Annotated in this window: 12 protein-coding genes; 2 read left to right on the forward strand and 10 right to left on the reverse strand. The window is 63.9% G+C overall.

The features are described from left to right. The first annotated feature begins 15 nt into the window (after window positions 1–15). A complete protein-coding gene (locus tag PIN31009_RS04750) occupies window positions 16–930 on the forward strand; it encodes a LysR family transcriptional regulator (protein WP_150683216.1) in 915 nt (304 codons plus the stop codon). A gap of 69 nt (window positions 931–999) precedes the next feature. Here the strand turns inward: PIN31009_RS04750 and PIN31009_RS04755 are convergent, their stop codons facing one another. From PIN31009_RS04755 to PIN31009_RS04795, 9 genes are all read right to left on the reverse strand, one after another. Next, entirely contained in the window at window positions 1,000–2,226 is a 1,227-nt protein-coding gene (locus PIN31009_RS04755) for an aminotransferase-like domain-containing protein (protein ID WP_150789473.1), read from the reverse strand. Window positions 2,227–2,315: 89 nt separating this feature from the next. Continuing rightward, complete coding sequence (locus PIN31009_RS04760) at window positions 2,316–2,807, reverse strand: SRPBCC family protein (protein WP_058377374.1); 492 nt, start codon at window positions 2,805–2,807, stop codon at window positions 2,316–2,318. Between the two features lie 54 nt (window positions 2,808–2,861). After that, window positions 2,862–6,446 (reverse strand): amino acid adenylation domain-containing protein, encoded by a 3,585-nt coding sequence (locus PIN31009_RS04765; RefSeq protein ID WP_150789474.1) that lies wholly within the window; start codon window positions 6,444–6,446, stop codon window positions 2,862–2,864. Window positions 6,447–6,456: 10 nt separating this feature from the next. After that, window positions 6,457–7,380 (reverse strand): diiron oxygenase, encoded by a 924-nt coding sequence (locus PIN31009_RS04770; RefSeq protein ID WP_150789475.1) that lies wholly within the window; start codon window positions 7,378–7,380, stop codon window positions 6,457–6,459. Between the two features lie 100 nt (window positions 7,381–7,480). Continuing rightward, a complete protein-coding gene (locus PIN31009_RS04775) occupies window positions 7,481–8,266 on the reverse strand; it encodes a DUF3050 domain-containing protein (protein ID WP_150683220.1) in 786 nt (261 codons plus the stop codon). Window positions 8,267–8,493: 227 nt separating this feature from the next. Next, entirely contained in the window at window positions 8,494–8,853 is a 360-nt protein-coding gene (gene ndhC, locus PIN31009_RS04780; RefSeq protein WP_212677131.1) for an NADH-quinone oxidoreductase subunit A, read from the reverse strand. A 185-nt stretch (window positions 8,854–9,038) separates the two neighbouring features. After that, the gene (locus PIN31009_RS04785; protein ID WP_058377377.1) at window positions 9,039–9,353 is read right to left on the reverse strand and encodes a DMT family transporter; all 315 of its coding nucleotides are present in this window, start codon (window positions 9,351–9,353) and stop codon (window positions 9,039–9,041) included. Between the two features lie 165 nt (window positions 9,354–9,518). Next, window positions 9,519–10,751, reverse strand: a complete 1,233-nt coding sequence (locus tag PIN31009_RS04790; RefSeq protein WP_150789476.1) for a glycosyltransferase — start codon at window positions 10,749–10,751, stop codon at window positions 9,519–9,521. Further along, window positions 10,748–11,668, reverse strand: coding sequence for a LysR family transcriptional regulator (locus PIN31009_RS04795; protein WP_150789477.1), 921 nt, complete (start codon window positions 11,666–11,668; stop codon window positions 10,748–10,750). The genes PIN31009_RS04790 and PIN31009_RS04795 overlap by 4 nt, the downstream gene beginning before the upstream one ends. 92 nt (window positions 11,669–11,760) lie before the next feature. Between PIN31009_RS04795 and PIN31009_RS04800 the strand changes: the two genes are divergently transcribed. After that, a complete protein-coding gene (locus PIN31009_RS04800) occupies window positions 11,761–13,065 on the forward strand; it encodes an MFS transporter (protein ID WP_150789478.1) in 1,305 nt (434 codons plus the stop codon). On the opposite strand, the gene PIN31009_RS04805 is transcribed toward PIN31009_RS04800, so the two are convergent. Beyond that, window positions 13,021–13,950, reverse strand: coding sequence for a helix-turn-helix domain-containing protein (locus tag PIN31009_RS04805; RefSeq protein WP_150789479.1), 930 nt, complete (start codon window positions 13,948–13,950; stop codon window positions 13,021–13,023). The two genes, PIN31009_RS04800 and PIN31009_RS04805, sit on opposite strands and share 45 nt — an antisense overlap. Window positions 13,951–14,003 lie beyond the last annotated feature (53 nt).

Consider the following 14,003-nt stretch of genomic DNA (forward strand, 5'->3'; position numbering starts at 1 on the left):
TTAGGGGCAGGCTCCATGGAACTGAGGCAACTCCGCTATTTCGTAGTACTGGCTGAAACGCTGCATTTCGGTCGTGCAGCGAGTCTTTTGCATATCTCGCAACCCCCGCTTTCCCGACAGATCGCCATGCTCGAAGAAGAGCTCGGCGTGGTGTTGTTCCAGCGGACGCAGCGCAGCGTACAACTCACCGCCGCCGGTCAACGCTTTTACGGCGACGCGCGCTCGGTGCTCGCCACACTCGATCGCGCGCGCTCGCATGCGCGCGCTGCTGAACTCGGTGACGCCGGCACGCTATCGGCCGGCTTCATGTTTGCGGTCGCGTGTAGCGTCTTGCCGATCCTCACGCGCGCCTATGCGGCGGCCTTCCCGCGCATTGAAGTCAAGCTCAGAGAGACGATTCCGACCACGCTGGCGGAAGATCTGCGCAGCGGCAAGCTCGACGTGGGCATCATGTATTCGTCGGATGCGACCGACGAGCTGTGCACGGAAACCATCTTTCGCGAGCCGCTGGTGGCCGCGTTGCCGGCGGGGCATCGACTGGAGTCTCGCTCGGCCATCTCCGTTGCTGAATTGAAGGACGATTCGTTCATCATCTCGCCGCGCGAGGCGTCGCCGTATATCTACAACACCATCACCGAACACTGCCGGCAGGCCGGTTTCATGCCGCAGGTGCGACTGGAGACGAACTTTCAGCAGACCATCGTCAATCTGGTTGGGCAACGGCTCGGGGTGGCGCTCGTGCACAACTCGATGCGCAGCACGCATGCGGACAATGTGAAGTTCGTTCCGTTACTGCGTGCGCCGTTTATCGACGTTGCGCTGGTGTGGAGCGCTGCCACGACCAACCCGTGCGTCGCGCGATTCCGGCAAATCGCGCAACACTTGGGGTTGACCGAGCAAACGGATGCCGCGCTTCAGGCGTGCGCATGACGCGGCGCCCGGGCCATAACGGCCCGTGCGTCGTGACGAGGATGAAGAGAATGACGGTGAGGGTGGGGATCAGGGCACGGCGACGCAGACCGCCGTTTCTCGCAGGCGTGCCTTAATGGCATCGGCCAGACGCGCAATACCGGTTTCGATCTCCGTAGGCGTCGCAGTCGCGAACGTCAGCCGCAACGTATTCGCTTGCGGTGAGATGGCGTGAAACGACGCCCCGGGGATGAACGCGACGCCAAGTTTGAGGGCGTCTTCGAACAGGTGCGCGCTGTCGATTTGTTCGGGGAGCGTGACCCAAAGGAACATGCCACCGGCGGGACGCGTCCACGCAACACCGTCGGGCATGTACTGCGCGAGGCATTTGAGCATCAGCGCGCATTGCGCGCGGTAGCGCAGGCGAATGGCCGTGAGGTGCGTGTCGTAGTCGCCGTCGGTCAGCAGCGCATGGGCAAGCCGTTGCGTGAGGCCGGTGGTGTGCAGGTCGCTCGCCTGTTTGGCCTGCAACAGCTTGACCATCAGTTCCTCAGGCGCGACGAGATAACCGACGCGCAATCCCGGCGCAATCACTTTCGAGAACGAGCCAAGGTGAACGACGCTCTCCGGCGCCATCGAGAGCAGCGACGGCGGGGTGTGGCCGCTGTACACGAGTTCGCCATAGGGATCGTCTTCGACCAGCAGCAACCCCGTGTCGTGGGCGCGCGCGACGAGCGCAATGCGTCGCTCAAGAGACAGCGTGCGCCCGGTCGGGTTTTGAAAATTGGGCTGCGTGTAGAGCAGGCGGGCGGAGCGCATCGAGGCATCGCTGAGCCGGTCGGGCAACAGGCCTGCGGCATCGGTCGGCACCTCTTCGAAGGCCGGTTCGTACTGCGCGAGCGCTTGTACGGCGCCGAGGTACGTCGGCGTTTCGACCAGCACGCGGCTGCCCGGGTCGATGAGCACGCGGGCTACGAGATCGAGCGCTTGCTGGGAGCCGGTGGTGACGAGAATCTGCGATGCGTTGATGCGTGTGCCACCCGTCGACAGACGCTCGGCGATGGCTTCGCGCAACGGCGTGTAGCCTTCCGATGGGCCGTATTGCAGTGCCCCGGTCGCGTCGTGGCGCAGGATGTCGTCGGCCGCAGCGCGCAGGCGTTCGACCGGCAAGGCATAGGGGGAGGGCAAGCCACCGGCGAACGAGATGATGTCGGGACGTTCGGCGACCTTGAGCAATTCTCGCAACGACGACGGCTTCATGCGTTGCGCGCGCATCGCAAGTTGCCAGCGCCCGGCGGGCGGGATATGTCTGTCCATGAGGCGGTCCGTGACGAAGCAGGTGAGAAATCCTCCGCAGCAAACGCCGCGGAGGATCGAAGGGCAGCCAACGTCTCGCAGCGTCCCGGTCAGCCGTTGAACATCGTGCGCAGGTTGTCCATCGCCATTTTCAGGAAGGCAACGGCAAAGGCGTCGAACGCCGGTTGATCTTTCGGGTTGCCGGATTTGGCTTCGCCGACGATGCGGTAGGTGGCCGTACAGCCGTTGTCACCGCGCGGCACGACTTCCATCGACGCCCACATGTTGCCGATGTCGAACGTGGTGTAGATGAGCGTCCAGCTCATCGTCATGCCGGCATCGTCGCGCGTGTTCAGTTGCTCGACGACGAGGTCGCCGCCGGTGAAATGCTTATGGCGCAGCGAGCGCGGGCCGGTGGCGGTGCCGGTCATCTGGATGTACTCCAGACCGGTGACAAAGCGGTTGTAGCCGTCGAAGCGGCCAACCACGTCCCACACCTTGCGTGCAGGGGCGTCGAGATCTGCGACGCCGGCATGCACGGTGGTGCTCAGGTTGTGAATCAGCGTGTCGGGTTGCAGCTCGGTGCGGACTTTTTGCAGCATGATGTGCTCCTTGAGGTGAGAAGGGACTGCACGAAAATCGTTGAATCCACGGGATCAGGCGGCCGGCTCAGCGTCCAGCTCTCGTTGTGTGTACGGCTCGTCGACGGTGGCCGGCAGCGGCAGAAAACCGCTTTCGATCAGGTAGTTGAAGTGCGCGGCCAGCAACTGCCGGTCTTTGCGCGGGTAAGCGACGCCCAGACGCCCAAGCGTTTCGGCGGTGCGCTGGTGCGCAATGCGCGCCATGTCGCCGATGTCTTCCTGACTGTCGTCGAGGTAGAACGCCACCACATCGAACAGCGCGTTAGTTTCATCGATCGAGGTGAGGCGGTTGCGCCAGTCGGCAGGCTCTTCCAACGCCAGTGCATAGCCGCAGGGTGCCAATGCGCCGAGATAGTCTTCCCACGTCAGCGGCTGCGGATTTTGCAGGTGGAACACGCGCAATTCGCGCTGCGGATCAGTCGTGCAACGCACCGCAGCGTGGGCGAGGAAATCGACCGGGGTGAAGTCGAAATCGGTGTCGCCGGCCGGTGCCGCGCCCAGTTGCAGAGAACCCTTCACGAGCAGCAGGATGCGGTTGCGCGTGGGCTGGCACAGGCCGGAGCTCGCCACGCCGGTGATGTTGCCCGGACGCAGGATGGTCGCGTCGACGCCGCGCTCGGCGGCCTCCCAGACCAGATGCTCCGCCACCCATTTCGTCACGTTGTAGCCGTTGTTCACGAACGCCGGGGCATTGCGCGCGGGGCCGGCTTCGAGCACGTGGCCCTTGTCGTCCATTGCACTCGCTGCCGACAGCGTCGAGACGAAGTGCATCGACTTGTTGCGGTACTCGCAGGCGAGCCGCAGCAGTTCGAGCGTGGCACCGACATTCGCGTCGTACAGATACGGGTAGTCGTAGACGTGGTTGACGTGCGCACCGTTGTGATAAATCGCATCGATGTCACGTGCCAGCACGTGCCACGCATCGGGGGCGAGTCCGAGGTGCGGCTTGGCCAGATCGCCGAGCACGACCTTCAGGCGCGGATGGCCGATCAGCGCGCCGAGACCGTTGGCGTGCAGCGCCTGCGCGAGCCGGCCTTCGCCATCTTTCTGACTGGGCGCTCGCACCATGCAGTGCACGACGGCGGACGTCTGCGCGATCAACTCCGCCGCGATGAACGTGCCGAGGAAGCCATTGGCACCGGTCAGCAGAATCGCCTTGGCACCGTCGGGCGTCGGACGCAGTCCATCCACCGGACGAATTTCCTCTGGGAGTGCCATGTCGTCGAAGACGCGCTGCGGAATGCGTTCGCCCTTCTTCAGATCGTCGCTGGTCAGCAGCGAGGCCAGCGCACTCACGGTCGGACGCTCCATGAAGCGCGCGAGTGGTGCATTGCCGCCAAACTCCTTCTTCACGGCCAGCATCAGGCGAGAGACCAGCAGCGAATGGCCGCCGAGATTGAAGAACGAATCGTCGCGGCCGATCTCGAACGGTTCCAGATCGAGCAGCCGTGCCCAGAGGGCGCGCAACTGCGTTTCCGTTTCGGTGAGCGGTTCGTCTTCCGTGGCAGTAACAGTGCGCTGCGCCGGCATGCGCGAGAGCGCACCGCGGTCGATCTTGCCGTTGTTGGTGGCGGGCAGGGCGTCGAGCACCACGATCTCGTACGGCACCATGTAGTCGGGCAGGCGCGCGGCGAGTTGTTCGCGCACCGCGTCGCCAGTCGCCTGCGCCGAGCCGGGGCGTGCGACGAAGCCGCGAATGCGTTTGCGCTCGTCCACCACACAAGCACACTGGCCGTAGAGGCCGGTGGCCAGCACGGCGCCTTCGATCTCGCCCATTTCCACGCGGAAGCCACGAATCTTCACTTGCGCATCACGACGTCCCACGAAGTGCAGCACGCCGCTGTCGTCCCACTGCACGATGTCGCCCGTGCGATACAGCTTCTCGTCGCTGGCGGCGGGCCAGACACCGCCGGCATCCGCAAACGGATTCGGCACGAAGCTGTTTTGCGTCAGGTCCGGCCGGTGCAGGTAGCCGTCGGCAACGCCGGCGCCTGCCACACACAGCTCGCCCGGTTGGCCCGTCAGTGCGGGTTCGCCCGCTTCGTCGAGCACGTAGCAGCGCACGTTGGCAATCGGGCGGCCGATCATGCGATTGCTGTCGCCCGCCTTCAGGCGAGCGATGGTGACGAGCACCGTGCACTCCGCCGGGCCGAAGATGTTGTGGAATTCACGCCCTTGGCTCCAGCGCGCGATAGTTTCCGGGAAGCAGACGTCGCCGCCGGTCAGCAGGTGACGCAGCGCAGGCCATTCGGCATCCGGCATCACGGCGAGCAGTGCCGGTGGCAGGAAGGCATGCGTGAGCGCCTCGTCGGCGATGAGCGCGCTCAGATCGTCCAGTGCGTGGCGTTGTTCTTCCGTCGGGATCACAAGCGTTGCGCCCGCGAGGAACGTCGGGAAGATGTCGAGCAGCGAGACGTCGAAGGCCACCGTACAGAACTGCAACACGCGCGAGCTGGCGTCCATGCCGATGTAGTCGCGATACCAGTGGCAGAAGTGCACGATATTGCGGTGCGTGAGCATGACCCCCTTGGGCGTGCCCGTCGATCCGGATGTGAAGATCGTGATAGCGCAACGCTCGGTGCGATCGGCTTGACGTTCTACCGGCCACGAGGTGTTCGCGATATCGATGTTCGATGCGTCGAGTGCCGTGATGCGCAGCACCTTGACGTCGAGACCGGCCAGCACGCTCTCGTCGAAGTCTTCATCGGTGAGCAGGCAAACGGCGCGGCTTTGTTCCAGAATCTGGCGGACGCGGTCGGGCGGGAACGACGGGTCGAGCGGCGCGTACGCGGCGCCCGCGCCGATGGCACCGAGGATCGCCGTGTAGAGCAGACGCGACTTACGCAGGCGCACGGCGATGACACGCGGGGCATCGTCGTCGGCCGACGCTGCCGGCATCAATGCGGCGAGTTGCGACGCAAGCTTCATCGATGCACCCACGAAGGTGCGGTAATCGACATCGCCGTCGGCATCGCGCAGGGCAATCGCGGACGGCGTGGCAACGGCCCGGCGCGACACCATTTCGGGCAGCGACGGTTCGAGCACCACATCGCGCGCGGTTTCGTTCGTCACGTGCCAGCCCGACAACTGATGCAAGTCGAGGGCGACGCCGCCGGGCTTCTTCTTCGCCGGTTTGAGGTCGTCGAGCGAAAGCGCATCGCGGCCGAGGCGGCTCACCGTATCCACGAGCAGGGCTTCGGCTTCGATATCGATCTGGGCGGCCAGATCGGCCCCACAGACCGGCTCGCCAAACTGGCAGACGCTCGTCGCGACGTCGGCGATTCCCTTCGGGCCTGCCCATTGCCACGCGAGATCGGCCCGCGTGGGCGGGAACGCCGGGGCGCGGGCGGTGAAGGTGAGGCTATGTTGTGCCTCGCAGCCGATGTGCGGATCGGCCGCGCCGCAGTCGATGCGCCATTCGATGCCGCTCAGCACCGTGCCGGCGTCGGGCACCGCGGCACCCAACTGTTCGGCGATATCGCGCAACGGGCCAGCGTCGGCGCAGGCGGGGCTTACGTCGTGACCCATGTCGTGGAGTGCCTGAAACACACGTGCGCCCAGACGGTTGTTACCGACGACGGCGAAGGAAATCGCTCTCATGGCCCGGTCCTCAGAGGTATTGCGCAACGGCAGCGCGGGTGGGTTCGTGATCGAGCAGGCCGGCCATCTTCAGAAACTTGCGGATGTTGACGATCATCGGGTGCTGATTCGTGATGGGGTACGCGCCGACCATGTCGTTGGCGATCTGTTCGCGCGTGGCGGCCGGCAGCGCGAGCGTGCTGATCAGACGGCGATCGAACTCCAGTTGCAGCTCGTTCGTGAGGTATTCCGTGAGGAAGAAGGGCAGGCCACGGCCGAGTTCGATGCGGGCCGTCTCTTCGATGGACTGCCAATAGAGTTTGACCAGATTGATCCAGAACACCGAATGGCGGCCCTCGTCGGCGAGGTGATCGGCCATTACGCCCTTGACCGAGCGTTTGAGCGTGTTGTCGCGCGAGAAGGCGGCGACTTCGGCGGTGACGGTGTTCTCGGAGATGGCCACGCCCAGCAGTTCCATGCCGGCGGCGTATTGCGCGGGCACGTACTCCATCGCGCGGGGAATGGCGCGCGAGAGTTCGATTTCGCGGTTCTGCTCGATGGGGGCGATGCCGGTGTTGCGCTCCACCTGATCGAGATAGTCCATCGCCACATAGGCGTGGTAGTTCTCGTCGATGACGACCGACATCGCGTCGCTGCGGCAGGCAAACGGAAATTCGAACGGAAAGCGCAGCTTGGCGATGGCGAGTGCCGTTTTGTTGACGATTTCCGTCTCGAAGATGATGACGTCGTTGATGTACTTGTAGAAGCTTTGCAGCAGGATGTACTCCTGCACTTCGCGCCCGGCATCGATCACCGCCGGATGCGCGTAGAGCGGCTGACGCTCGACCGGGTAGTAGCTCAGTTCGTCGTCTTCGACGATACGGCGCGGGCGCGAGCGGATCGTGGCGCGTTGTTCCCATTGGTCAGCGTGGCTGACGTAACTCTGCAATGACATGGCGTTGCCTCGGATCGTGGGGACTGGCGAAAAGCTGGGCGGACCGGGGGGCGTCCGCCCGGGGGCTGCGGGTGAGCGACGACCCGCCAGAACTCGAAACTCAGGCGGCGACCGCTTCCTTTTGCAGCGCCACGATGTGTTCGTGCAGGCCGTCCCACAGGCGCAGGCGCTCGTCGATGGCACGCAGTCCGGCTTCGAGGGCTTCGATCATCAAGCGCTCTTCGCCCTGTGCGGCTTCGACGATCATGGCGCGCGCGGCCGGGCCGTGTTCGCCCGAGTCGACTTCGATATGGCGATCGAGGTAGTAGGTGAGCAGCGGCACGCTCTTCGCATCGATCTTCCAGCCGTCGAGCAGCGTGCGGAACATGTCGGGGATCACGTTTTCGCGGCCGTAGAAGAAGTTGCCGAGCACTTGGTGCGTGGCGCCTTCATAGCAGGTAGCGAAGGTTGAATTGACGAAGCGCACGACCGGGGCCGGGGCGCCAACGGTGACGAGCGAAGCGCTCACGCTGTTGCCCTTTTTCACCAGTTCGATCATCTGGGCGATCTGGCGCGTATCGGCGCCCACGTCGCGCATGGCGGCGAGGTAGAGATCGAAGTGGCTCATCGGGCCTTGCGGGGTGTCGTCACACTCTTCGCCCAGCACGATTTCGTTGATCAGGCGCGCGGCGTGAATGTTGCGCGGGGCAACCCACGGCAGCGTGATCGTGGTGAGGTCGGCCTGGAGACGCTTGACCAGCGACATGAAATCCCAGACCGCGAAGACGTGCCACTCCATGAAGACCTGCAAACCTTGTATCGATTCGATGGAGTGAAACACGGGGTGGTGTGCGAGCGTCGCGTGATGTTCCTTGATCTGCCGTTCGAGGTATTCGATCTTGTCCACGGTAAGCATCCTTGAGGTAATGAAGATGAGTTCAACCTGCGCGAGGGGAGCGCTGCGCGACGTTCTCGTCGTCGCGTTCAAGGATTAGCAAGTTCGATACCAATGCTTCGAAACCTAAGTATCTCGGGCTTCGAGGTAAATTTCGGCGGGTTTGGATGGGGTGTCCGCGCATGACACCTGTTCAGCTTATGAACAGGTGTGCACGCGAGTGTCGCCACTGTCTGGACTTATTCCCACTCCAGCGCTTTCTTGCCCCATTCGTACGCGAAGCCCAACGCCAGAATGAACAGGAAGAACATCATCGCGATGAAGCCGGGCCAGCCGACCTCGCGCATGGAGACTGCCCACGGGATGGTGAAGGCGAGTTCGATATCGAAGACGATGAAGAAAATCGCGACGCGGTAGAAGCGGACATCGAACTGTTTGCGCGCGTCGCCGAACGCATTGAAGCCGCATTCGTACGCCGAGTTCTTTTCGGCATCCGGCCGGTGCGGGCGGATGGGCTTGGCAACGAACAGCAACGCCGTGCCCATGAGCAGGGCGACCAGCAGAAACAGCAAGGCAGGAAAGTACTCGGAGAGGTCCACCGGGCCTCCTAAAGGGAAGGGTTCAGGGAAGGGGCGTACTTAGCGACTGAATGACGACTGAGTGACGGCTGAATGCCGGTTGTCGCTGAAGGGCAATCGGCGGAGGGGGCATCGGATGTCACTGGTAATACGGACACGCGCGCCCCCGCAAGGGTTCCGTCAATGCAGGCGTTGGGGGTGCGGCGTTATGACGCGAGCTTCATCAGCACGAGCCCGCTCACGATGAGCACGGCGGCGAGAAGACGCATGGCACTGGCGGCCTCACCGAGCACGAGAACGCCCACGGTAAATGCGCCGATGGCACCGATACCGGTCCAGATGGTGTAAGCCGTGCCGAGGGGGAGCGTCTTCATGGAGACCGACAGCAAACCGAAGCTGGCGGCCATGGTGACGAAGGTGATGACAGAGGGGACCCACTTCGTGAAGCCCGCAGACTGCTTCATCGTAAAGGCCCAAACGATCTCGAGAAGACCTGCGAACAGCAAATATATCCAAGCCATATGGCTCTCCTATTTCAGTAGAGCCGGGCCGTCCCGGATTGTCTTGCCAGCAGGCTGAGGTCGTCCTCAGCCTGAAACTATAACGCAAATGGCTACTAAAGTGCGTGGACTGATTGCTCGAAATGGGCGGGTGGCGTGTGGTGCGCCGCAGACATCAGGCGTTCATCAGGCGTTCATCAGCCGCTCGATGGCGTTGACGGCGTTGCGCAGGCCGGCTTCCGAGCGCATCTGTTCGCCCAGTTCCCGCGCCCGTGACTTTGTCGTTGTGCGCTCAGCGAATTCGATGCGCTTGGCGAGCGATGCGGCCCGTAGTGATCGCCCGCTCAAGGCTTCATCCGCCACGCCTGCACGCCGCAACCGGTCGGCCCAGAACCACTGGTCGCCAGCAAATGGCACGACGACCGAAGGCACACCGGCACGCGTCGCCGAATGCGACGTGCCGGAGCCGCCATGATGGATGACGAGCGATGTTTTCGGGAATAGCCAGTCGTGTGGCGTGTCGCCAAGCACGTGAAAATTAGATGGCAGTCCAGAGGTATTCGCGCCGCTCCAGCCCGGATAGAACAGCGCCCTGCGACCGGCCACGGCGGTGACCGTTTCTGCGAGCAGCTTTTCGGTGTCGAACCCCGTCATGCTGCCGAAGCCGACATAGATCGGTGCGTCACCCGCTGCAAGAAAATCGGTCAGTGCCTGCGGTGCGGGCCATTCGGCGGACGGCGACACCCATTGCCCACAGATTTGCGCGTTCTCCGGCCAGTCAGCGGGGCGCGGGACGAGGCTTGGCGAGATGCCATAGAGCATTGGGTGCCCCGTCCACAACGCCTGCCTCGGCGGCAGTCCGCACACGGCAGCGCGTGCGGCATTGGTCTGCTTCCGGAAGGCCCGCCATAGCATCTGATTCACGAAACTCTGACTGGCTCGGTTCAGGAACGACGGCACCCATTTCGGCGGGAAGAAGGGCGAGGCGAACGCCGCCGTGGGCGAGATCGGAATGAGGCCGGTGCCGATGGCCTTGATGCCGAGATGCTCCGCCGCAGAGAGTCCGACAAATGCCGCGAGACCCGACACGATGATGGCGTCGCAGCCTTCGCCTTCGCGGACGATGGTTTCCAGCCAAGCCTGCGCGTGCGTATTGGCGATATGTGCCAGTGCGCCGGCCATGCTGGAGAAGCCGCGCTGGGTGGCGACCACGTTGGCAATCGCAAGCTCTGGCCGCAGGGTGCCTTTGATGTCGCCGGCCAGCGCAACGGTGGGCACCCCCAACTTGGCCGGGAAATCGAGCGTGGCGCGGTCGGCCAGCAGGCGGGCCTCGTGACCGGCATCCATCAACGCCCGGCAGAGCATGGCCAGCGGGCGTGTGTCACCTTCCGTTCCGTACGTTGCGACGACGAATCTCATGATTTTTTGACTCTCTGGATGGCGTCTTTTTCCAACTCGGCGATCAGCGCATCTTGTATCAGCGCGACGGGGCGAACGAGGCGGGTCGGCAACGTGCCATGCACCAGCCACACGTTCAGACCGCTTTTGAATTCCGGCACGTCCACGATTTCGAGCGTGTCGGCATACGGGCTGCGCGCGAGCACTTCCGGGGCGGCGAGGCCGATGCCGAGACCACGTGCGACCAACGACAACTGCAATTCGGAACCAAAGGCTTCGACCGCCACATTGAAGGGCAACCCGGCAGTCGACATCGCACGGCTGAGCGCCGAGCGCATGCCGCAGCCATCCTGATTGAGCACCCACGGATGCCCCGCCAATTCGGCGAGCGTCGCAGACTTATCGGCGAGGCCGAATGCGCGGGGCGCGACCACGACCGTAGGTTTATGCGCGAGCAGCGTCGTCGTCAGGCCCTCCGGCATCACCGCACGCTCGGGCAACAGCACGATGGCCGCGTCCAGCTTGCCGCGCTCGACGCTCTGCAACAGGCCCGGCGACCAGCCAGCTGTCACGCGAAGTGTCAGCTTCGGGAAGGCACTGCGCAACCGATCGATCGGTTGCTCCAGCGCCAGTTCGGACAGAAACGGCGGCACACCGATATTGAATTCGCCTGTCGGCTCGCGATCAGTGGACGCCACGGCCATCAGGTCGTCGACGGCACGCAATACGGTGCGCGCCAGCCGATAAACCTCTTCGCCGGCGGCGGTGGGCTTGAGCGGTTTGCTCTGGCGGTCGAGCAATTCGATGCCGAGCATCTTTTCGAGGTTTTGCACGCGACGCGTCAAACCCGGCTGCGTCAGAAAGAGCTTCTCCGACGCCCGCACCATCGATTCGCTTTCGACCACCGCGACGAAGGCCTGCAAGTCATGTGTGTTCAAAACAAACTCGCATAATCAATATAAACATAATTCAATTGTGGCATAACGTTGGCGTTCCTACAATCGGCGGACCGACTCACAGGAATTGCCAAATGACTCAGCCCCCCTCCGTCTGTACCCGCGACTTCGCCACGGCGTCGCCGCTACCGTCAACCGTGTCGCCACCGCCCTCGGCCGCCCCCTTGGGTGTTGGCCTCAGCCGTCAAATGACGCTTTTCTTCGCGGCAGCGGTCGGCATCATCATCCTGAATTTGTCGGCCGCGCAGCCACTGACAGGTCCGGTGAGCCATGCGCTGAATTTACCGGCAGGGCTGTCGGGCTTGATCGCGATGCTGCCGCAGCTTGGTTACGCGGCAGGGCTGCTGCTGCTCGTGCCGCTGTGCGATTTGCTTGAGAATCGCCGCCTGATCGTGGTGACGCTGACGTGCTGCGCGGCGTTTCTGGCGCTGTCTGCACTGGCCCATTCGGGCTGGGTGTTTCTGGCATCGGTGTTTATCGCGGGTGCGACGTCGAGCGTGATACAGATGCTGGTGCCGATGGCGGCGTCGATGGCGCCCGAGCAGCGGCGCGGTCAGGCCATTGGCAACGTGATGAGCGGGTTGATGCTCGGGATTTTGTTGTCGCGTCCACTGGCGAGTCTGATTACGGGCACGTTCGGGTGGCGTGTGTTCTTCGGCATCGAGGCGGCTGCCGACGCGTTGCTCGCGGTCGTCCTGTACCTCCGGTTGCCGAATCACACGCCGCACACCGGCGCGAACTATCCGGCATTGCTCCGCTCGCTTTGGACGCTATTGCGGACTGAACCCGTATTGCAACGTCGCTCCTTGCAGGCGGCGCTCGCGCTGGGGGCGTTCAGCGCGTTCTGGACGGCCATTGCTTTGCGACTCGCGCAGCCGCCGTTCTCCCTCGGCATGCAAGGTATCGCCGTGTTCGCACTGGCGGGGGCCTCGGGGGCCATTGTGACGCCGCTTGCCGGGTATCTCGGCGACCGTGGCGCAGGGCATGCGACGCAGATCGTTTCGCACATCGTGATGATTGCCGCCGTACTCATGCTCGGCGCCGCGGGCGCGGGATGGGGCGGCTTCTCGCCGGTGGCACATCCCGTGCTGGCGTTGGCGATGTTGGTCGCTGGGGCGGCAGCGCTCGACGCGGGTGTGATCACCGACCAGACGCTGGGACGCCGTGCGGTCAACCTGCTTAACCCTGCGGCGCGTGGACGGTTGAACGCGCTCTTCGTCGGCATCTTCTTTGTCGGCGGCGCGATGGGTGCGGCACTCTCGGGAGCCGCATGGGCATGGGCCGGATGGAGCGGCGTGTGCATGGTTGCGCTCGCGTTTGCCGTCGCGCTGTCGTTAGTCGGCTGGCTGGATCGCGCTTCGCAGGGACGGCGCGCGTGAGGTGGCGGCGCTCGCTGCGATATCGCGCGGCGTTGCGCCAAGCTCCCGTTTCATCCACGTCGCCATATGGCTCTGATGAGAGAAGCCGGCTTCCAGCGCGATCTGACTCACGCTCAGCCGGCCTTCGATCAGCAGCGTCTTAGCCCGTTCGAGGCGGCGCTGCACGACATAGCGGTGCACGGGGACGCCCATCGTTTCGCGAAACAGCACTTTGAAATGCGGCACGCTCAGATCGACGAGTGCGGCCAGTTCTGTCAATGAAAGGCGCTCGTCGAGATGCGCTTCGACATAGTCGATGACGCGCGAGGCGGCGCGAGCGGAGAGTGTGCGCGTTTTGCGATCTTGCTGACGGTCGGCCACCCCAGCCCCCGCCAGACGCACGAGCATCGCCGTGCATAAGCTCTCGGCATAGAGCGGATCGGAGGCGTCTTTGGCTTCGAGTTCGGCGCGCATCGCCCACGCCATCTGCTGAAAGCGTGCGTCGCGCCACTGGAACTGCGGCCGGATCTGCGCCTCGGAAGCCGTGAGGCCGAGCTGGTCGTAAGTGTTGCGCACAAAATCGTCGGCGAACCAGACGGTGAGGATCGTGCAGTCGTTGTCGTCGGACCATTCGCCCGGCATGCCGGCGGGAATCACGTCGGTGTCGCCGTGGGACTGAATACGCGCGGTGGGCGGGCCTTCGCATCGACACACGGCTTTGACCGGGCGCCCAACGTGCACGCCGACCCGGTGATGCGCGATGCCGGGAATGCGGTGCGCCCCGGCGGCGACGCTAAACAGGTCGGCACCAAACCCCGTCCACCCGAGCGACGCGCTCGACAGCAGGCTTTTCCGCTGGCCGGAGTGCGGCGTCAGCGTGGTGTGAGTTGCACGAGTTGCAGTCATTGCATGCCTTCCATGAGACGACGCGATGTCGCATTCTCCTGCAATTTCAGGCG

The organism is Pandoraea iniqua, assembly GCF_902459685.1.
Lineage (GTDB): Bacteria > Pseudomonadota > Gammaproteobacteria > Burkholderiales > Burkholderiaceae > Pandoraea > Pandoraea iniqua.

Excerpts from the sequence above, each read along its gene's own strand:
- PIN31009_RS04770 (WP_150789475.1), bottom strand. The coding sequence starts at position 7,380 with ATGTCATTGCAGAGTTACGTCAGCCACGCTGACCAATGGGAACAACGC.
- PIN31009_RS04790 (WP_150789476.1), bottom strand. The coding sequence starts at position 10,751 with ATGAGATTCGTCGTCGCAACGTACGGAACGGAAGGTGACACACGCCCG.
- PIN31009_RS04805 (WP_150789479.1), bottom strand. The coding sequence starts at position 13,950 with ATGACTGCAACTCGTGCAACTCACACCACGCTGACGCCGCACTCCGGC.
- PIN31009_RS04800 (WP_150789478.1), top strand. The coding sequence starts at position 11,761 with ATGACTCAGCCCCCCTCCGTCTGTACCCGCGACTTCGCCACGGCGTCG.
- PIN31009_RS04785 (WP_058377377.1), bottom strand. The coding sequence starts at position 9,353 with ATGGCTTGGATATATTTGCTGTTCGCAGGTCTTCTCGAGATCGTTTGG.
- PIN31009_RS04755 (WP_150789473.1), bottom strand. The coding sequence starts at position 2,226 with ATGGACAGACATATCCCGCCCGCCGGGCGCTGGCAACTTGCGATGCGC.
- PIN31009_RS04765 (WP_150789474.1), bottom strand. The coding sequence starts at position 6,446 with ATGAGAGCGATTTCCTTCGCCGTCGTCGGTAACAACCGTCTGGGCGCA.
- PIN31009_RS04760 (WP_058377374.1), bottom strand. The coding sequence starts at position 2,807 with ATGCTGCAAAAAGTCCGCACCGAGCTGCAACCCGACACGCTGATTCAC.
- PIN31009_RS04750 (WP_150683216.1), top strand. The coding sequence starts at position 16 with ATGGAACTGAGGCAACTCCGCTATTTCGTAGTACTGGCTGAAACGCTG.